The organism is Amycolatopsis albispora, assembly GCF_003312875.1.
Classification (GTDB): domain Bacteria; phylum Actinomycetota; class Actinomycetes; order Mycobacteriales; family Pseudonocardiaceae; genus Amycolatopsis; species Amycolatopsis albispora.
The window spans coordinates 8,172,125-8,191,241 of the sequence record NZ_CP015163.1 but is presented as its reverse complement, the minus strand read 5'-3'; the positions used below and the strand labels follow the sequence as shown (position 1 = coordinate 8,191,241).

Here is a 19,117-nt window from a genome sequence, read left to right as displayed (position 1 = left end):
AGCACCTTTCCGATGTGGTTCGGGGGTCGTCCCCCGTGCAGACAACACGGTGTCGGTGCGGGTCAGCCCTTGAGGCTGCCCGCGGTCAGTCCGGCGAGGATCTGCTTCTGGAACACCAGGAACAGCCCCACCATCGGCAGGCTGGCCAGCACCAGCCCGGCGACCAGCAGGTCCAGCCGGAGGTCCGGCGCGACCCGCTGCAGCAGCACGGACAACGTCTGCGTGCCGGGGTCCTGCAGCACCAGCAGCGGCCAGATGAAGTCCTTCCAGGCGGCGACCACGGCAAAGATCGACACCACCGCGAGCACCGGGCGCGAGATCGGCAGCACGATGCGGAGCAGGATGCGCACCGGGCCGGCGCCGTCGATGGTGGCCGCCTCGATCAGCTCGTCCGGGATCTGGTCGAAGAACCGCTTGAGCAGGTAGATGTTGAACGCGCTGGCCGCCGCGGGCAGCCAGATCGCGGCCGGCGTGCTGAGCAGGTTGACCCCGAGCAGCGGCACGTCGGACACGGTCAGGTAGGTCGGCACCAGCAGCGCCGACGCCGGGAGCATCAGCGTGGCCAGCATCAGCCCGAGCACCGCCCCACCCAGCACGGGACGCAGTTTCGACAACGCGAACGCGGCGGGCACGGCCACCGCGAGCTGCAGGAGCCACGCCCCGCCCGCGACCACGATCGTGTTCAGGAAGTACTTACCCAGGTCCAGTTCGTTCCATGCCTGCGCGAAGGTTTCCGGCTGCCACTGCTCGGGCACCAGCGTCGGCGGGATGCGGGCCAGTTCGTCGGGTGACTTCATCGCCCCGGTCACCGCCCAGTACAGCGGGAACAGGAACGCCAGCGTGAACGCGAGAAGCACCAGCGAGAAGACCACCCAGTAGACGATCCGGCCGCGCGTGCTGCGCAGCTGCGAAGGCGAGACCAGCGTGCGCGGTCCGGGTGCGCCCTTCATTCCGCACTCCTCTTCGTGAGCCGGACGTACGCGGCCGAGAACACCCCGAGCGCGACGAACAGCAGCAGGCTCAGCGCGCTGGCCGAACCGAAGTCGTTGTAGACGAACGCGTACCGGTAGAGCAGCAGGAGCACGGTGACCGTGGAGTCGTCGGGCCCGCCGCCGGTCATCACGAACGGCTCGGTGAACACCTGCATGGTCGCCACCACCTGGAGCAGGAGCAGCACCAGCAGCACGAACCGGGTCTGCGGCACGGTGACGTGCCACAGCCGCCGCCAGATCCCGGCGCCGTCCAGCTCGGCGGCCTCGTACAGGTCACCGGGAATGGTCTGCAGCGCGGCCAGGTAGATCAGCGTGGTGCTGCCCATGTTCGCCCAGGTCGAGACCAGGACCAGCGAGAGCATCGCGGTGTCGCTGGAGTCGAGCCAGGCCAGGTCGGGCAGCCCGGCCGCGCGCAGGCCCTCGTTGAACAGGCCGGGCCCCGGGTCGTAGAACCACTTCCACAGCAGCGCGGTGACCACCGGCGGCAGCATCACCGGCAGGTACACCACCAGCCGGAAGTAGGCCCGCGCGTGCCGCAGCTCGTTGAGCAGGACCGCGGTGACGAACGGGATGGCGAAGCCGAAGACCAGCGCCAGCCCGGTGAACAGCAGGGTGTTGCGCCACGCCACGCCGAACAGCGGATCGGCGAAGAGCAGCTCGAAGTTGTCGAACCCGACCCACTCCGGGTCGGAGACGAAGTTCACCTGCTGGAAGCTGAGCACCACGCCGCGCACGATCGGGTACCACGAGAACAACGCGAAGACGACCAGGGCGGCGCTGAGCAGGCCGTAGGCCGTGACGTTCTCGGCGAGCCTGCGGCGCCGCCTGGCCGAGACGCTCACCTGACCTGGGCAAGGGTGGCGTTGACCTTCGCCTCCGCGGCGCTGAGCAGGGCCCCGGGATCGGCGGCCGGATCGGTCAGCACCGCCTGCATCACCGTGTCGAGCGTGGCGTAGACCTGCTGCGCGCTCGGCGGTTCGAGGTGGCCCTTGATCGTGGTGCTGGCATTGAGGTAGGTGGCGTAGTTCTGGGCGGGCACGTTGGCGTACTTCGCCTTCACCGCTTCCTGCTGATCACGCAGGGCGCCGGTCCAGATGTCCGGGTTCGGCACCGCGGGCAGGCCAACCGGCTGGTTCGCGTCGGCGTAGCGCTTGGTGAACGAGTCGAACCGGTCGGGGTTGAGGTACTTCCACTGGATCCAGGTCAGCCCGGCCTTGATCTTCTCCGGCGACGCCTTCGGATTGACCATGTAGCCCTCGCCGCCGATCAGCGTGCCCTTGCCCTCGGGCACCGGCGCCAGTCCGTAGTCGGAGTACTTGCCGTTGAACTGCTTGACCAGCGTCGGGATGTTGTCCGGCGCGGCCAGGTACATGCCGAGCTGGCCGGAGCCCATCATGCGCTGCACGTCGGCGTCCTGGAGCAGCTGCTTGCTGCCCATCGAGTCGTCGGTCCAGCGCATCTGCTTGAGGTGGTCGAGCGCGGTGCGGCCGAGGTCGTTGTTGAAGTCGGCCTTCCAGCCGTCACCCTCCTTGCGGGCGATCTGGCCGCCGAGCGAGTTGAGCCAGGCGGTCAGGTGCCAGCCGCCCTGGTTGCCCTTGCTGAAGTCGGCGTACCCGACCACGCCGTTGCCGAGCGCGGCGATCTTGTCCGCGGCGGCGCGCACCTCGGCCCAGGTCCGCGGCGGGTTGTCCGGGTCGAGCCCGGCCTTGGCGAACAGCGGGCGGCTGTAGACCAGGCCCATCGAGTAGTTGGCGGTCGGCAGGCCGTAGAGCTTGCCGCTGCCGTCGCGGAACACGTCCAGCAGCTGCGGCTGCAGCTTGTCGACATGCGGCAGTTCCTTGACCGCCTCGGTGATGTCGGCGGCCTGGCGGCGGGCGATGATCTGCGCCGGGTCGGTGAAGTAGACGTAGTAGACGTCCTCGAGCTGCCCGCCCGCCAGCTTCGCGGAGAACGACTCGACCTCCATGAAGCCCTCGTGCGGTTCGAGGTCGATGTCGGGGTGCGCGGCCTCGAACTCGGCGACGTCCTGGTCGAAGATCATCCGCTCGAAGGCCTGCGTCTGCGGTGGCTGGCCGTTGACCGTGACCTTGATCTTGCCGTCGGCCGAGCGCTCCTCCCCCGATCCACCCGAGCAGGCCGGCACGGCGGCCAGCAGCCCGATCGCGGCAAGGGAAACCAGGACTCTGCGGGAGCGCGGACTCTTCATGGACGCCTCTTCTCGGCCAGCTCTTGTGACGGCAGTCACTCTAAAGTGTGAGGCCCCGTTGTGCAAGAAGCTGACAGAGATTTGGAATTATGAGACAGGCTTACGTCGAGTGATCAGCCCGGCACCCTCCCGGTCGAGCTGCGCACGACGAGCTCGGGGGCGAACAGCAGTTCTTCGGCGGGCACCTCGCCCCCGTTGATCTGCTTGACCAGCAGTTCCACCACCGCGCGGCCCATCGCCTCGATCGGCTGGCGGATGGTGGTCAGCGGCGGGTCCACGCACTGCATCAGGGCGGAGTCGTCGTAGCCGACGATCGAGATGTCGCGCGGCACCACCAGCCCGTGCCGCCGCGCGGCCCGGATGGCGCCGAGCGCGAGCGGGTCGCTCGCGCACAGGATCGCGGTGACCCCGCGGTCGAGCAGCCTGACCGCGCCGGCGTGCCCGCCCTCCAGCGAGAACATGCCGTGCGCGACGGCCTCCGGTTCGGTGTCCAGCTCGGCGGCGAGCAGGCAGTTGCGGAACGCCTCGAGCTTGCGGCGTGAAGGTACGTGGTCGGCCGGGCCGAGCAGCAGGCCGATGCGCTCGTGGCCGAGGGAGAGCAGGTGACCCATCGCCTGCTCGACGGCCATCGCGTCGTCGCAGGAGACCTACGGCATGCCGAGCTCACCGATGGCGGCGTTGAGCAGGATGGTGGGCAGGCCGCGCTCGACGAGGCGGTGGTAGTGGGTGTGCACGGCGTCGGCCTGGGCGTACTGCCCGCCCGCGAAGGCGACGCCGGAGACCTGCTGCTGGAGCAGGAGGTCGACGTAGTCCGCTTCGGAGACGCCGCCCGCGGTGCGCGTGCAGAGGACCGGGGTGAAGCCCTGCTGGGCGAGCGCGTTGCCCATCACCTCGGCCAGTGCCGGGAAGATCGGGTTCTGCAGCTCGGGCAGGACCAGGCCGACCAGGCGGGCCCGTTCGCCGCGCAGCTGGGTCGGCCGTTCGTACCCGAGCACGTCGAGCGCGGTGAGCACGGCGGTCCTCGTGCTCTCGGCGACCCCCGGCCTGCCGTTGAGGACCCGGCTCACCGTGGCCTCGCTGACCCCCACCTGCTTCGCGACTTCCGCGATCCGACGTTTCATGACCGCAATTATGGGACAGGCGGATGCAAGTACCCGCACACAGCTGATGAACAGCTTCACATCAGGGCCGCCACAGGAACCGCGTCCATGCTCGACGGCAGCGGGAGGACCCGCTGTCCACCAGGGGAGCCCACGATGACCGAGAAACACAACCAGCCACCGGAGCCGGGCGGGGAGCAGCCCACGGTCGAGCAGCCTGGCGCGCAGGCCGGTGCTGAGCACGCAAGCGGGGCGCGACCGGACGCCGCGGAGCCCGCGCAGCCAGGCACCGCACAGGCGGGTGCCGCCGCGCAGGCAGGTACGACGCGGCCGGGCGCCACGGAGCCAGCTGCCGCCGCGCAGGCAGGCGCAGCTCAGCCGGGCCCGGAGCAGGCAGGCGCCACACACGCGGGCACCTCGCAGCCGGGCGCCGCGCAGGCGGGTGCGGACCAGACCGCCGCGTTCCAGTCCGAGGCGCCGCAAGCCGCCGCCGTACCTGGCGCGGCAGTCCCACCGGCAGCAGCCCACCAGGCACCGCCGCCCGGCCATGGGCCCCCGCCGCAACCGGCGCCCGGGCGCTTCCGGCGCTTCGTCCGACATCGGGCCACCGGGCTGGTCGCGGTCGGCCTGGCCGGGGTGCTGGTCGGCGGCGGCGTGGCCGGGCTGATCGCGGCCTTCGACCACGACGGCCCCCGCGACGGCAGGCCCGGCATGGCCCGCGAGTTCGGCGACGGCCCCCGCCGCCACCACGCGGGCCCGCCCGACGGCTACTTCCCCCGCGAAGACCGCCGCGAGGAGCCCCGCGAACGCCCTGGGCCGAACGGCTGAACCTCTACCACCACACCGTTACGGGTGAATCCGGGTCAGCCGCCGCTCCAAGCCGTCGATGGCGACTTGCACCGAGTACTCGTAGAACTCGGTGAAGTGCGCGGCCAGCCGCTCCGGGTCCTTCACCCGTTCGTAGACGTTCCGCCCCAGCGCCGCCAGCCCCGGCTGGTCCTCGGTGTCGCGTGCCTCGGCGTAGACCTCGGGGCTGTCCGGCTTGATCAGCGGCTGCGCGAAGTGATCGTCCTCCTTGGACACCAGCGCGGCCGCCGTGCCGAGCAGCAGGTTGTACGCGGTGACGCTCTCCTCACCGAAACCGTCGCGCTGCAGCACCCGCACCCCGCGATCGATCAGCGGCTTGATCGACGGGATCAGCGGACCGTACAGCGAGAACCGCCTGGCCACGCCCGGGTACCGGCGCAGCACCACGCGCAGGTCGGCCAGCAACTGCCAGTAGAAGTCACGCCAGTGCAGCCCGGCGTCGGGCAGCGGGATCTCCGCCCCCACCCGCTCGATCACCGCGCGCACCACGGACTCCCGGTCACCGACGTGGTGGTAGATCACCGCCGGGTACGCCTCCACCGCCGAAGCCAGCTGCCGCAGGGTCCAGCTGTCGAGACCGCGCTCCACGGTCAGCCGCAGCGCCGCGTCGACGATCCGCTCCGCGGTCACCGCGGGCAGGCCGGCCGCGAACCGGGACCGTGGCCGCTGCTGCCCCGGCAGCGGCGAGGGACTCTCTGGGGCTCCAGCCATTCCAGGAAGCTTAATGCTCATCGGATGACCATGCTTGGCAGAGTGTCAAATGTTGTTGTTTTGCCTGCTCAGCGAGACATTCGGTGATCATCTTCCGATGCCCGTCCAATCACGATCGCCCGGTAATCGTCGAGTGGATCATGCCGGATTGGGCGAGTATCAACAACCTGTTTCGTTGTGCAGTTGGCCGCTCACGGAACGCTCACCGCCGGCAACGGCGCGACGCCCTCCACTACGCTCTCCCCCCGGGTAAGAGCGTCGCGGATCGCGGACGCCGCGTCGTCGACCGGTCGCACACCGGCTTCCGCGCGATGTGCACCAGTATCGACGCCGCGTCCGCCATCCCGGTTCCCCTCAGTTGAAACCCAGTTGATCAGCGCGCACCCAGGTGGCGTGGAAGCCCAGCGGAACCCGTTGCGGCAGCAGGACTCTGGCCACCGGACCGGCGGCGAGATCACCCGCGTCGAAGATGTCCAATTCGGACAGTCCCTCGCGTTCGTCCTGCAACGAACGTGACCAGGTAGCCGTCGCCCTCCACGGTGGCGCCGTCACGCGGGGCGAACGGCGCCTCGCTGCCCCAGCGGCCGGGGCCGAAGCGGTGCTCGGCCTTGATCCCGGTCGCGTTGTCGTAGCGGACCAGGCCGTCGAACAGCAGCGTGGACTCCGGCGAGATGCTCACGTGGTAGGCGTAGCGGCTGAGCCTGCCGACCTTGCGCGCGTCCACGCTGGGGAACTCGGTGTTCGCGTCGTCCATCGGCGACTCGGCGACCGCGCCGGTGCGCAGGTTAAACCGGTAGCGGTACAGCTGCGCGTCGAGCCGCAGGTAGGACAGCATCTTCGCCAGCGGTGTGCGCGCGTCGGCGCGCGGCTGCGGACGGCTCACCCGGCAGACGTCGAGCACGATCTCCTCGCCCGCCTCCCACGAGTTGACCACGTGGTAGATGTAGCAGGGCGACGCCTCGAACCAGCGCACCTGATCGCCGGTGCCGTAGCGCGGCAGCACCCCGAACCGCGCGGGCAGCGAGCGATCGAAAACCAGCTTGTGACGGCCGTGCCGGGCGGCTTCGGCGTCCTGCAGCAGCGGCAGGTCCATCAGCACCGCGTGGTTGGCGGTGATCGCCATGTCGTGCGGCAGCCGCGGCCCCGGCAGCGTGACCTCGGTGGTGTGCGCCACCCGCCCGTCCGCGCCGACCACGCCGTAGCGCAGGTACGGCGGCGTCGGCCCGTAGTCGAACCAGAACAGCTCGCCGGTGTGCTCGTCCACTTTGGGATGGGCCATCATGTCGCCCACCAGCGTGCCCAGGAAGTCTTCCGCGCCAAGGGTTTCCAGCGAGAGCGGGTCCATCCCGTACGGGCTGCCGCACAGGTACCAGGTGGCCAGCACCTTGCCGCGGTGGAAGATCACGTCGGTGTTGGCCGCGTCCTTGAGGCCGAGCCCGTGGTGGTTGCCGAACGGGTTGCCCTCCGGGCTCTCCATCACCCCGGTCCACAACGCACGCCCCGCCTCGGATTCGGCGGCGAAGGCCTTGGTTCGCACCCAGCGGTTGCGGTAGCGGGCGCGGCCGTTCTCCAGGTGCACCGCGTGCACCATGCCGTCGCCGTCGAACCAGTGGTAGCGGCCTTCCGGGCGGTACCGCGGGTTCGGGCCGTTGCGCAGGTAGACCCCGTTGAGGTCGGGCGGGATGCGGCCGATGACCTGCAGGTCACCGCTGTCGATTTCGGTGGTCACCGGCGCGTAGACGCCGAGCAGGTAGGGATTGGGCTCGTCGGTACCGGCCACGATCACCGGCTGGTCCTGGCTGCTGGTCAAGGCGGCCTCCCAGGCTGGACGGCGAACCCCAACCCTACGTTTTCCGAGGCTGGCCGACCACCCGCTCAACCGGTACGGCCGAGTGAACGCGCGTAGGCCGCGGGGGTGACGCCCTTCCAGCGCTTGAAGGCGTAGATGAAACTGGACGCCTCGGCGTAGCCCAGCCGGACGGCCACCGCTTCGACCGAAAGGGCGCCGGTGGCCAGCAGTTCCTCGGCGAGCGCTTCGCGGACTTCGTCGACCAGCGCGCGATAGCTGGTGCCCGCCTCGGTGAGCCGCCGCCGCAGCGTGCGCGGGCTCATCGCCAGGTCGCGGGCGATGGCGTCCATGCCGGTGTCGGCGCCGCCGAGCCGGACCAGCCGTTCCCTGACCTGGTGCGAGATCCCGGTGCGCGCGCGGCGCCGGGTGACCAGTTCGCGGCACTGCGCCTCGCAGATGGCCACCGTGTGCGCGTTCGCCTGCGGCAGCGGCTGGTCCAAGTAGGCGGCGTCGAGCGCGACCAGGTTGACCGGGCAGCCGAACGCGGGCCGCACCCCGAACACCTCGCGGTACACGTCCACAGTAGACGGTTCAGCAAAGCGGAACTGGAGTCGCCGCAAGGTGATCGGCGGCAGCAGCTCGCCCAGCACGGTGTAGATCGCGGACAGGTCGCGCAGCACCAGGAAGCGCGCGACGTCGGCCGGGATCAGTTCGTCGTGCAGCACCAGGCGGATCTCCCCGCCGTCGACGGCCACGTGCGGGATGGAGAAGGTGAAGCTCAGGTCCAGGTAACGCAGCGCGAAGGCCATCGTGTCGGCCAGGGTCGGGCTGCTGATGCAGGCGAAGCCGAAGATGCCGAAGGTGGTCACGTGGTACCGGCCGCCGAGCGCGATCGCCGCGGCGTCCGGGTCGTGCCCGGGGGCGAGCCCGGCCAGCAGGTTGCGCACCACGGTCAGCTCCTGGCGCGCGTCGATCTGCAGTTCGGGATCGCGGATCTGGGCCGGGGTGAGCGACGTGCCCGCCAGCACGCCGGGGTTCCCGTGCTCGGCGGCGAAGGCGGACATCAGCAGCACGCTCGCGGTGCTCCGCGGAAAGTCCCAGTCGCGCACCGCGGGCGCGGCGAACTCCACCATGGCCGGAATTATCGATCGGGCGCGTGGCCGGGCGCCACCCCGCCGTGGCCGGAAATCTCGATCGACTGGCCGTTCGTGCACTTCACCGTGGCGCCACCGGGCCGTAACTTCGTCAGGCATGAGCACAGCGTCCGTTCTCATCGCCGGCAGCGGGTTCGGCGGCATCGCACTGGCCATCGAGCTGAAACGGGCCGGGCTGCACGAGTTCACCGTGCTGGAGCGCGCGGAAGAGCTCGGCGGCGTGTGGCGCGAGAACACCTACCCCGGCGCGGCCTGCGACATCCCGTCCCCGCTCTACTCGTTCTCCTACGCGCCCAATCCCGACTGGCCACGGCGGTATTCGGGACAGGCCGAGATCCACGCCTACCTCAAGCGGGTCGCCGCGGAGTTCGGCGTCGACCGCCACATCCGCTTCGGCACCGAGGTGACCAGCGCGTCCTTCGACGAAGAACGCGGCATGTGGACCGTGGAGACGAGCACCGGCGAGACCTTCGAGGCGAACGTCTTCGTGCCCGCGACCGGCCAGCTTTCCCAGCCCGCCATGCCGGACATCCCTGGCCAGGACAGCTTCGCCGGGCCCTCCTTCCACTCCGCGCGCTGGGACCACGACGCCGACCTGACCGGCAAGCGCGTCGCGGTGATCGGCACCGGCGCCAGCGCGATCCAGTTCGTGCCGGAGATCCGGAAGGTCGCCGGGAAGGTCACCGTGTTCCAGCGGACGCCGCCGTACATCATGGCCAAGAACGACACCGTCTACCGGCGCTGGCACCGCTTCCTGTTCCGGCACCTGCCGGTCACCCAGCTGCTCGGCAGGCTGCGGATCTGGCTGCTCGCCGAGTACGCCACCTTCGCGATGACCGGGCACGGCGCGCTGACCAAGCCGTTCGAACTGCGGACCGAGCAGCTGCGGCGGCGGCACATCAAGGATCCCGAGCTGCGGGAGCGGATCACGCCGCGTTACCCGATGGGCTGCAAGCGGATCCTGTTCACCAACGACTACCTGCCCGCGCTGGCGTCGCCGAACGTCGAGGTCGAGACCACGCCGATCACCGAGATCACCCCGGGCGGCGTGCTCACCCAGGACAGCGTGGAGCACCGGGCCGACGTGCTGATCTACGGCACCGGGTTCGCCGCGCTGGACTTCCTCGGCCCGCTCAAGGTGCGCGGGCTCGGCGGGCGGGACCTGGCCGAGGTCTGGGCCAAGGGCGCCCGCGCGCACCTGGGCATGACCGTGCCGGGCTTCCCGAACCTGTTCTGGATGTACGGCCCGAACACCAATCTCGGCGCCGGTTCGATCATCTACATGCTGGAGCGGCAGGCGCGGTACATCCGCCAGGCCGTCGAGCACCTGTCGCGGCCTTCGGTGTCCTATCTGGACGTCCTGCCGGAGGTGGAGCGCAAGTACGACGAGGAGATCCAGGCGCGGCTGGCGGACAGCGTGTGGACCGGCTGCACGAGCTGGTACCGGCAGGCCGACGGCCGGGTCTCCACCAACTGGCCCGGCCTGGTCTCGGAGTACCACCTCCGGACGCGGCGGCTGCGGCTTTCCGAGTTCAGGACGGTGGGTGCGCGATGACCGACCACTACGACGTGCTGGTGATCGGCTCCGGCTTCGGCGGGAGCGTGTCCGCGCTGCGGCTGACCGAGAAGGGCTACCGCGTCGGCGTGCTCGAGGCAGGGCGCCGGTTCGCCGACGACGAGTTCGCGAAGACCTCGTGGCGGCTGCGGAAGTACCTGTGGGCACCGCGGCTCGGCTGCTTCGGCATCCAGCGGCTCACCCTGCTGAAGAACACCTTCGTGATGAGCGGCACCGGGGTCGGCGGCGGCTCGCTGGTCTACGCGAACACCCTCTACGAACCGCCGGACAAGTTCTTCGCCGATCCGCAGTGGGCGCACATCACCGACTGGAAGGCCGAGCTGGCGCCGCACTACGACCAGGCCAAGCGCATGCTCGGGGTGACCGAGAACCCGGCGACCACCCCGGCGGATCGTGTGCTGCGCGAGGTCGCCGCGGACCTGGGCATCGAGCACACCTACCGGCGCACCCCGGTCGGCGTGTTCTTCGGCGAACGCGCCGGCGAGGAGGTGCCCGACCCGTTCTTCGGCGGCGCGGGCCCGGCGCGGCGCGGGTGCAGCCACTGCGGCGAATGCATGACCGGTTGCCGTCACGGCGCGAAGAACACCCTGGTCAAGAACTACTTGTACCTCGCGGAAAAGGCTGGCGCGCAGGTGCACGAGCGCAGCACGGTGGTGGACGTGCGCCCGCGGCCCGGTGGCGGGTACGCGGTGAAGACCGTGCGAACCGGCGGTTTCCGGCGGCGCACCTTCTACGCCGATCAGGTGATCTTCGCCGCGGCCGCGCTGGGCACGCAGCGTCTCCTGCACCGGCTGCGGGACCGGGGTTCGCTGCCGGGGATCTCGGCTCGGCTCGGCTACCTGGCGCGCACGAACTCCGAAGCCGTGCTCGCCGCGCGCTCGCTGCGCGACGACACCGACTTCACCCGCGGGGTGGCGATCACCTCGTCGATTCACCCGGACGAGGACACGCACGTCGAACCGGTGCGCTACGGCAAGGGCAGCAACTTCATGGGCCTGCTCACCACCGTGCTGGTCGACGCCGAGCCCGGGAAGCGGCGCTGGGTGCTCGGCCTGCGCGAGCTGGTCCGGCAGCGGCGGCACCTGCACAAGCTGCACAACCCGCGCCGGTGGTCGGAGCGGATGATCGGCCTGCTGGTGATGCAGAACCTGGACAACTCGGTGACCACGTACACGAAGCGTGGCCTGTTCGGGCGGCGGATGACCACCCGGCAGGGTGACGGGCAGCCCAGTCCGGAGTGGATCCCGGTCGGCAACGAGGTCACGCGCCGGGTCGCCGAGAAGATCGGCGGGCTGCCGCAGGGGTCGATCACCGAGCTGGCGAACATCCCGATCACCGGGCACTTCATCGGCGGCTGCGCGATCGGCGATTCGAGCGCGAGCGGGGTGGTCGACCCGTACCAGCGGCTCTACGGCTATCCCGGCCTGCACGTGGTGGACGGCTCGACGATCACGGCGAACCTCGGGGTGAACCCGTCGCTGACCATCACCGCGCAGTCCGAGCGCGCGCTGTCGTTCTGGCCGAACAAGGGCGAGGAGGACCCGCGGCCGCCGCTCGGCTCGGCCTACCGGCGGCTGGCGCCGGTGCCGCCGGCGCACCCGGTCGTGCCGCCGAGTGCGCCCGCGGCGCTGCGCCTGCCCATCCGGCCCGTCTGGTCGTCAGCTGATCAGGGGATCTCGAAGTAGCGGGTGTTCTGGAAGGACTCCTGCAGCCACTGGCCGTGCCGCCGGACGAGCAGGTTGGTGTTGGTAGACCGCGAGTCCGGGCGGCAGTCGGACACGTCGCCCTGGGTCAGGCAGGACGTGCGGATGATCAGCGCGGTGTTCCGGTCGAGGTAGCGGACCTGCTCGGTCAGCCGCTTGAGCCGGCTGCCGTCGATGTAGTTGTCGAAGTAGTGCTGCATGCCGCGCGCGATGCCCTCGCGACCGTGCAGGTGGTCGCCGTTGAAGGTGACGACGTCGCCGTTCTCGGTGTACGTGGCCGCGAAGGCGGCGCCGTCCTCTTCGGCCCAGGCCTTGGCCTGCGCGTCGTGCAGCCGGTCGAAGGCCGCCTGGTCGCCGGGCCGGTGGTCCTCGACCGCGGTGGCGGGCACGGCCGTGATCAGCAGCACGCCCACCGCGGCCGCCACCCAGCCGAATCGTCGCTTCCCCATGATTCCTCCTGCGGATTTGATAAGTAGCGTCGCTACATGTACCAACGCTACCTATGAGCCCGACGGGGTGCAAACCGGCAAAATCCGCTCGCCAACCGGGTGGGCGGCTGACAGGCTGGCCGGTGACACACGACGTTGTTCGGAGGTTTCGGATGTCTGACACGCAACCCGCGCCGGAAGCCGGCGCGGAGGACGACGTCAAGCGCAAGTTCCGCGAGGCGCTCGAGCGCAAGCAGGCCCAGTCGAAGGCCCGCGCCGCACACGAGGACCGCGGTTCGAAGGTGCACAACGCGCACGGCCCAGCGGGCGGCAAGCGCGAGTTCCGCCGCAAGAGCGGCTAAGGGCCAGCGGCGGTTAGCCACTAAGGGCAACCAAGGCGACCAACGCCAGCCAAGGCAGCCGGGGCGACCAGGGCGACACAAGCAGCCAGAAGCAGCTAGAAGCGACCAAAGGCGGCTGCCAAGGCGCCCTGGCAGCCGCGGAAAACCGCAGCGGCTCAGTTCGGCCAGGGCATCCCAGGCAACTTCGGGCAGCCATCGATCGCTAAGGCAGCTCATCGCTCAGAGCACCGCCCACAGCCGAGAGCGCCGCTCTCGGTTCAGAGCAATGCTCTCAAAACGGAGCGACGCTCGCGAATCAGCGCATCGCTCACCCCTCAGGGCGCGAACACCTCGCGGTGGTCGACCACCCGGAACGCACTGCCCGGGCTGGCCCCGGCCACCGCGTCGCGCAGCTTGGCGAGCCCGCCCCAGTCCTTGGCGGGCTCGTCCAGCGGGAAGTCGAAGTCGTCCCAGTGGGTCGGCACCACGTACGGCGGGAACCCCAGCGTGCGCAGCAGCCTCGGCACGTACTCCTCCACCCGGTCACCACCGGCGGGCAGCAGGAGCACGTCCGGCCGCAGCCCGGCCAGCTCGCCCTCCACATAGTTGGACCCGCCGAAATTCAGCACAGCGAACCCCGACTCGCTCTCCACCTGGTAGGCCAGCGTCCCGCCTTCCAGCAGGTCGCTGATCACACGCGGCCGGTCGCGCCGCGAAAGCGGACGCGTGCCGGGAAACGCGATCTTCGCGCGGTCACCGCTGGCCGAATGCAGTGAGCGCAGCACGCGGATCGAATAACCGTCGAAGGTGTGGAACTCGCCGCCGGTCGCGAGCGCGAGTTGGTCCTCGGGGGCGCCGAGGGCGGCCAGCAAGCTCAGGTGCGTCTCGGTGCCGATCACCGTCGCGCCGGTTCTGGCCGCGAGGTGCGGCACGTCGCTGATGTGGTCGTAGTGCCCGTGGGTCACCAGGATGTGATCGGCGCGGAGTTCGCCGGAGTCCACCAGGCCGTCGAGCAGCTTGCGGTTCACTTCGATGCGCGTGTTCGGGTCGGCGCCCTCCTTGGTGTACGTGCCGGTTTTGAACCGGGTCAGCCACGGGTCGATCAGCACCACCTTGCCGCCGGGCAGGCGAAGTTCCCAGCTGTTGTTGCCCCACCAGCGCAGGGCCACGTCGCCGCGGGGCCGCGGGTTACTGGCCGCCGCGGCCGGGATGCCGGGCAGGTTCGCGGCCATCGCCGCCGTGACCCCGAGGAAACCGCGCCTGCCGAAGCTGTTCTTTGCGTCGCTCATGATCGACAGCCGAGCACGCCCGGCGGGGTGCTGTCCAAGATCACGACACGCGGATCGCGATATGCGAACCGATATCGTCGCAGCGTGGACCCCCTGCGCGCGTTGCGCTACTTCATCGCGGTCGCCGAAGAACTCCACTTCGGCCGCGCCGCCGACCGCCTCGGCATCGCGCAGCCACCGCTGAGCCAGCGCATCCAGCGGCTCGAACGCGACCTCGGCGCGAAGCTGTTCGACCGCGACAGCAGGCACGTCGAGCTGACCGAGGCCGGGCAGGTGCTGTTCGCCGAAGCCCGCGACCTGATCGCGCGCTGGGACCGGGCGGTCGCGCTGGTCGGCAAGGCCGGGCGCGGCGAGCGCGACGCGTTGCGGGCCGGGGTGCCGCCGGAGATGCCGGGGCGGGTGCTCGCCGGGATCCTGACCGCGTTCGCGCGTGAGCGTCCCGGCGTGCGCGTCGAACTGCAGGAGCTGACCACCACCGAGCAGCTGAACCTGCTCGCCGATGGCGAGCTGGACACTGGACTGCTGCACCTGCCCGTGGACGTGACCGGGCTGGAGCTGGGCCCCGCGCTCGAGACCCCGCTCGGGGTGGTGCTGCCGCGGGACTCGCCGCTGGCCGCCCGTGCGGAACTCGATCCGTCCGCGCTGGCCGGACAGGGGCTCGTGCTGTTCCCGCGCGCGTCGGCGCCCGGGTACTACGACGCGCTGCTGCGCACGTGCTGGGAACAGGGCTTCCGGCCGTCGGCGGTCCACCACGCGCGGAACCCGGAGTTCGTGCTCGGCATGGTGCTGGCCGGGCACGGGGTCGCGCTGGCCGAGGGCACGGTGGCGCAGAAGGAGCCGCGGGTGGTGTGGCGTCCGCTCTCACCTGCGCCTCGGCGCCGGCTGTGCTTCGCTTGGCCCTCCGGCAATCCTCACCCGGAAGCAAAAGTTTCGCGTCCGTGGCCGCGACGACGCTGACCGACGAGGCCCCGGACCCCGGGTCGCCTGACGAGCCCGCCACCCCGCGCCCGTGGAACGTGGTCTACGGCGCCGACTGATCACTCTCACCGCGCAGCCGCCCGACCGCGGCGGCCGCGGCGGCGCCGATCGCCTGCTCGATCGCGGGCTGCCGCTGCACCAGCGACGCCGACCGGGTGAACACGGCGACCGCGAAGCGCGTGCCGTCCGGGTACTCGACCACGCCGATCTCGTTGCGGATGCACGGCAGCGTGCCCGTTTTGCCCGACACCCGGACCTCCGGGCCGAAGGCGCCGCCGAGTCGCGACCAGAACACCTGCTGACCCATCCACTGCCGCACCCGCGCGGCGGCCTCCCCCGGCTCGGACCACAGGTGTTCCAGCAGCGCGGTCATTTCGCGAGGCGTGCTCGCATTTGTCCAGCCGGGGTCGAGGGCGCGCATCGCCAGCACGCGGTCCGCCGAGAACTTGCGGAACAGCTCGGCGAACCGCTCGGCACCACCGGCGTCCTCGATCATCGACGCGACGATGTCGCGCGGCGCCCCGGCGATCCGCGTGCGCACCAGCCCGAGTTCACGCACCAGCGAGCGCACGTTGTCCAGGCCGACGCGGTCGCACAGCACGTCGGCCGCGGTGTTGTCGCTGACCGTCATCGCGAAGTAGGCCGCGTCCCGCAGGCTCAGCTCGACGTCGTCCGCGCAGCCCGCGGTGCCCGTCCCGCCGAGCCGGTCACGCGCGCCGATGCGCACGCGGTCACGCGGGTCGAGCTGCCCGGCCGCCACCTGGCGGGCGAACTCCAGCACCAGCGGCACCTTCACCACCGAGGCCAGCACCACCGGCTCGTCGGCGTCCCAGCCGCATTCGGCTTCGGCACCAAGGCGGCGGGCGTGCAGCCATCCACGCACGCCCGCCGCCTCGAAGTGGTGCCCGATGAGGTCTTCGCTCACCCCAGATGTATAGCCCGCAGCGCGCCGATCTCGGTCATGCGGCGCTCGGCCAGGCGGTCCGCCGCGGTCGCCGCGGGCACGCCCTCGGCTTCCGCCAGCTGGAAGACCGACTTCGTGGTGTCGAAGATCCGCGCGGTCTTGCGCTTGGCCCTGGCGAAGTCGAACCCGTGCAGCTCGTCGCTGACCTGGATCACGCCGCCGGCGTTGACCAGGTAGTCCGGGGCGAACAGGATGCCGCGGTCGTCGAGCAGCTTGTCGATGCCGGGGTGCGCGAGCTGGTTGTTCGCCGCGCCGCAGACGATCTTGGCCCGCAGCTCGGGCACCGTCTCGTCGTTGAGCGCGCCGCCGAGCGCGCACGGCGCGAACACGTCCAGCTCGGCGCGGATCAGCTCGTCACCGCTGCCGACCACCTCGACCTCGGGGTGCTTGGCCACGGTGCGCTCGATCGCGGCGGCCGAGACGTCGCTGATCACCACGCGCGCGCCCGCCTCGACCAGGTGCCCGACCAGCAGGTGGCCCACCTTGCCGACGCCGGCCACGCCGACCCGGCGCCCGGCCAGGTCGGGGCTGCCCCACAGGTGGTCGGCGGAGGCGCGCATGCCCTGGAAGACACCGAACGCGGTGAGCACCGAGGAATCGCCGGCCCCGCCGTCCTCGGGCGAGCGGCCGGTGACGAACCGGGTCTCGCGGGCGACGACGTCCATGTCCTGCACGTAGGTGCCCACGTCGCAGGCGGTGATGTAGCGGCCGTTGAGCGATTCGACGAACCGCCCGTAGGCCCGCAGCAGCGCCTCGGACTTCAGGGTGGCCGGGTCGCCGATGATCACCGCCTTGCCGCCGCCGAGGTCGAGCCCGGCGAGCGCGTTCTTGTAGGCCATGCCCTTCGACAACGCGAGCACGTCGTCGAGCGCGTCGGCTTCGGAGCGGTAGGGGTAGAACCGGGTTCCGCCGAGGCCGGGGCCCAGTGCGGTGGAGTAGAGCCCGATGATGGCCTTGAGCCCGCTGGCCTTGTCGTGGCAGAAAACGACCTGTTCATGACCGGTATCCCGGCCGAATACACCGTCCGTCACGGTGGTGACTCCTTCGTTGGCACCGGCACGTGGCTTGTGGCACGCGCGTGGGTGGGGTTGCAACCGGGATCGCGTCCACCGGGAAGGTCGTTCCCCGCGGGCGGAGGGTCCCAACGAGAACCGTAGAGGGGTGAAGATCCCCTCGCCAAGAGGGTGTTTCCCCAGAGTTCAGGCGCGCTCGACCAGGTACCGGCGCAGCACCGGCCCGACCCAGGCGATCACCGCCGCGCGGTCCATGTTCACCACGGGCGGCAGCGCGAGCACGTACCGGCACAGCGCGAGGCCGAGCACCTGGCTGGCGACCAGGCCCGCCCGGTCGGCGAACTTGTTGTCCGGCGGGTCCAGCTCGATGACCACGGGCAGCAGCTGGCTGGCGAAGATCTGCTGCATGCGCTCGGCGGCGGCCGGGTTGGTGGCGCCGGTGCGCAGCAGCAGCTGCAGCGTGTCGTCGGTTTCCCAGCGGTCGAGGAAGTGCGCCACCAGCGCCTCGCCGACCTTGGCGCGCGGCACCTCGGTCAGGTCCGGGAGCTGGAGGTCGAACTCGGCGGCCGCGGCGAACAGGCCCTCCTTGTTGCCGTAGTAGCGCATCACCATCGACGGATCGATGTTCGCGTCCGCGGCGATCGCGCGGATGGTGGCGCGGTCGTAGCCGTCCTTGGCGAAGCGCTCCCGCGCCGCCACCAGGATCGCCTGCCGCGTCCGGTCCGAGCGGCGTGCCGTTGGGGTCATGCCAACAACTGTAGGCCAACACCTGTTGACATGCCAGCACGGCTGCGGCTAGCTTTGCCAACAGGCGTTGGCCAACAGGCGTTGACTTCAGAGAGGCGGCCGAAATGATCCCCGAGGAAACGCAGGTACTGGTGGTCGGCGCGGGCCCGGTCGGCCTGGCCGCGGCGGTGAGCCTGGCGCAGCAGGGCGTCGAGGTGACCGTGGTGGACCAGCAGGCGGAGGGCGCGAACACCTCGCGTGCCGCCGTGGTGCACCCCCGCACGATGGAGGCGCTGGACCGGCTCGGCGTCGCGGACCGGCTCGCCGGGCTGTCGCTGCGGGCGGGCCGGTTCACCATCCGCGATCGCGACCGCGTGCTGGTGCCGCTGGTGTTCGACCAGGTCCCGAGCCCGTACCGGACGCTGTTCATGGTTCCGCAGCCGACCACCGAGCGCGTGCTGCTCGACCGGTTCACCGAACTCGGCGGCAAGGTGCTGCGCCCGCACCGGCTGACCGCGCTCGACCAGGACGCCGACGGCGTGGTCGCCACCGTGGACGGGCAGCACCGGATCCGCGCGCGGTACGTGGTCGGCGCCGACGGCATGCGGAGCGCGGTGCGGACGTTCAGCGCTATCGGTTTCGGTGACGACCACGCCGACGGCGAGACCTTCACGCTCGCCGACGTCCGGCTGCGCGATGGTGGTCTGCCCCGCGACGAGGTCGTGCTGTTCTTCTCGGGCGCGGGCATGGTGGTCTCGGCCCCGCTGCCCGACGGTTCGTTCCGCATCGTGGCCGAGGTCGAGAACCCGCCGGAGCAGCCGGACCTCGCCTTTGTGCAGGACCTGCTCGACCGGCGCGGCCCCGCGGCCGGGACCGCGCGGATCGCCGAGGTGGTCTGGGGCTCGCGGTTCCGGGTGCACCACCGGGTCGCCGACCGCTACCGCGCGGGTCGCGTCCTGCTCGCGGGCGACGCCGCGCACGTGCACAGCCCCGCGGGCGGGCAGGGCATGAACCTCGGCCTGCGGGACGCGGTCGCGCTCGGCGAGGCACTGGGTGCCGTGGTCAAGGGCGCGCCGGAGAGCCTGCTCGACGAGTACGCCGCCACCCAGCGGCCGAAGGCGGAGGAAGTGGTGAAGTTCGCCGGGCGGCTGACGCGGCTGGCCACCGCGAGCCCGCTGGCGCGCCCGGTGCGCAACGCGGCGCTGTCGCTGCTGGCGAAGGTGCCCGCTTTCCGGGTGATGCTGACCAAGCGGCTCGCCGGTGTGGCGGACCGGTGAGCC

General features: G+C 70.7%; 16 protein-coding genes and 2 pseudogenes. 6 read left to right on the top strand and 12 right to left on the bottom strand.

The window, feature by feature from the left end; all coding sequences use genetic code 11:
- Positions 1–62: 62 nt before the first annotated feature.
- From A4R43_RS38630 to A4R43_RS38615, 4 genes and pseudogenes are all read right to left on the bottom strand, one after another.
- Positions 63–950: a carbohydrate ABC transporter permease gene (locus A4R43_RS38630; RefSeq protein ID WP_113696616.1), complete on the bottom strand. Its 888-nt coding sequence runs from the start codon at positions 948–950 to the stop codon at positions 63–65.
- The gene (locus A4R43_RS38625; RefSeq protein ID WP_113696615.1) at positions 947–1,834 is read right to left on the bottom strand and encodes a carbohydrate ABC transporter permease; all 888 of its coding nucleotides are present in this window, start codon (positions 1,832–1,834) and stop codon (positions 947–949) included. The genes A4R43_RS38630 and A4R43_RS38625 overlap by 4 nt, the downstream gene beginning before the upstream one ends.
- A complete protein-coding gene (locus tag A4R43_RS38620; protein ID WP_113696614.1) occupies positions 1,831–3,198 on the bottom strand; it encodes an ABC transporter substrate-binding protein in 1,368 nt (455 codons plus the stop codon). Before A4R43_RS38620 ends, A4R43_RS38625 begins: the two co-directional genes overlap by 4 nt.
- 113 nt (positions 3,199–3,311) lie before the next feature.
- Positions 3,312–4,319: pseudogene (locus A4R43_RS38615) on the bottom strand (LacI family DNA-binding transcriptional regulator).
- A gap of 135 nt (positions 4,320–4,454) precedes the next feature.
- On the opposite strand from A4R43_RS38615, the gene A4R43_RS44310 reads away from it, so the two are divergent.
- Positions 4,455–5,126, top strand: coding sequence for a hypothetical protein (locus A4R43_RS44310; RefSeq protein WP_236808518.1), 672 nt, complete (start codon positions 4,455–4,457; stop codon positions 5,124–5,126).
- 18 nt (positions 5,127–5,144) lie between these two features.
- Here A4R43_RS44310 and A4R43_RS38605 read toward each other — a convergent pair whose 3' ends face one another.
- From A4R43_RS38605 to A4R43_RS38595, 3 genes and pseudogenes are all read right to left on the bottom strand, one after another.
- The gene (locus A4R43_RS38605) at positions 5,145–5,876 is read right to left on the bottom strand and encodes a TetR/AcrR family transcriptional regulator (protein WP_113696613.1); all 732 of its coding nucleotides are present in this window, start codon (positions 5,874–5,876) and stop codon (positions 5,145–5,147) included.
- Between the two features lie 354 nt (positions 5,877–6,230).
- Positions 6,231–7,686: pseudogene (locus tag A4R43_RS38600) on the bottom strand (carotenoid oxygenase family protein).
- Positions 7,687–7,751: 65 nt separating this feature from the next.
- Entirely contained in the window at positions 7,752–8,798 is a 1,047-nt protein-coding gene (locus A4R43_RS38595; RefSeq protein ID WP_113696612.1) for an AraC family transcriptional regulator, read from the bottom strand.
- A 118-nt stretch (positions 8,799–8,916) separates the two neighbouring features.
- Between A4R43_RS38595 and A4R43_RS38590 the strand changes: the two genes are divergently transcribed.
- A complete protein-coding gene (locus A4R43_RS38590) occupies positions 8,917–10,374 on the top strand; it encodes a flavin-containing monooxygenase (protein ID WP_113696611.1) in 1,458 nt (485 codons plus the stop codon).
- A complete protein-coding gene (locus tag A4R43_RS38585; protein WP_113696610.1) occupies positions 10,371–12,080 on the top strand; it encodes an FAD-dependent oxidoreductase in 1,710 nt (569 codons plus the stop codon). The genes A4R43_RS38590 and A4R43_RS38585 overlap by 4 nt, the downstream gene beginning before the upstream one ends.
- Here the strand turns inward: A4R43_RS38585 and A4R43_RS38580 are convergent.
- The gene (locus tag A4R43_RS38580; RefSeq protein ID WP_113696609.1) at positions 12,062–12,547 is read right to left on the bottom strand and encodes an SgcJ/EcaC family oxidoreductase; all 486 of its coding nucleotides are present in this window, start codon (positions 12,545–12,547) and stop codon (positions 12,062–12,064) included. The genes A4R43_RS38585 and A4R43_RS38580 overlap by 19 nt on opposite strands.
- A 152-nt stretch (positions 12,548–12,699) precedes the next feature.
- Here A4R43_RS38580 and A4R43_RS38575 point away from each other — a divergent pair, with 152 nt between their 5' ends.
- Positions 12,700–12,888, top strand: coding sequence for a DUF5302 domain-containing protein (locus tag A4R43_RS38575; protein ID WP_113696608.1), 189 nt, complete (start codon positions 12,700–12,702; stop codon positions 12,886–12,888).
- 314 nt (positions 12,889–13,202) lie between these two features.
- Here the strand turns inward: A4R43_RS38575 and A4R43_RS38570 are convergent, their stop codons facing one another.
- Complete coding sequence (locus A4R43_RS38570) at positions 13,203–14,156, bottom strand: MBL fold metallo-hydrolase (protein ID WP_113696607.1); 954 nt, start codon at positions 14,154–14,156, stop codon at positions 13,203–13,205.
- 84 nt (positions 14,157–14,240) lie between these two features.
- On the opposite strand from A4R43_RS38570, the gene A4R43_RS38565 reads away from it, so the two are divergent.
- Positions 14,241–15,113, top strand: a complete 873-nt coding sequence (locus A4R43_RS38565) for a LysR substrate-binding domain-containing protein (protein ID WP_113696606.1) — start codon at positions 14,241–14,243, stop codon at positions 15,111–15,113.
- A 64-nt stretch (positions 15,114–15,177) separates the two neighbouring features.
- Here A4R43_RS38565 and A4R43_RS38560 read toward each other — a convergent pair whose 3' ends face one another.
- The 3 genes from A4R43_RS38560 to A4R43_RS38550 form a co-directional block, all read right to left on the bottom strand.
- Positions 15,178–16,059: a serine hydrolase gene (locus A4R43_RS38560; RefSeq protein ID WP_236808517.1), complete on the bottom strand. Its 882-nt coding sequence runs from the start codon at positions 16,057–16,059 to the stop codon at positions 15,178–15,180.
- Positions 16,056–17,129, bottom strand: coding sequence for a Glu/Leu/Phe/Val dehydrogenase dimerization domain-containing protein (locus tag A4R43_RS38555; RefSeq protein ID WP_113696605.1), 1,074 nt, complete (start codon positions 17,127–17,129; stop codon positions 16,056–16,058). Before A4R43_RS38555 ends, A4R43_RS38560 begins: the two co-directional genes overlap by 4 nt.
- A gap of 168 nt (positions 17,130–17,297) precedes the next feature.
- Entirely contained in the window at positions 17,298–17,858 is a 561-nt protein-coding gene (locus tag A4R43_RS38550; RefSeq protein WP_113696604.1) for a TetR/AcrR family transcriptional regulator, read from the bottom strand.
- Positions 17,859–17,962: 104 nt separating this feature from the next.
- Between A4R43_RS38550 and A4R43_RS38545 the strand changes: the two genes are divergently transcribed.
- Positions 17,963–19,114 carry an FAD-dependent oxidoreductase gene (locus A4R43_RS38545; RefSeq protein WP_113696603.1) on the top strand — a complete coding sequence of 384 codons (1,152 nt, stop codon included), beginning with the start codon at positions 17,963–17,965 and terminating at the stop codon, positions 19,112–19,114.
- The last annotated feature ends 3 nt before the right edge of the window (positions 19,115–19,117 follow it).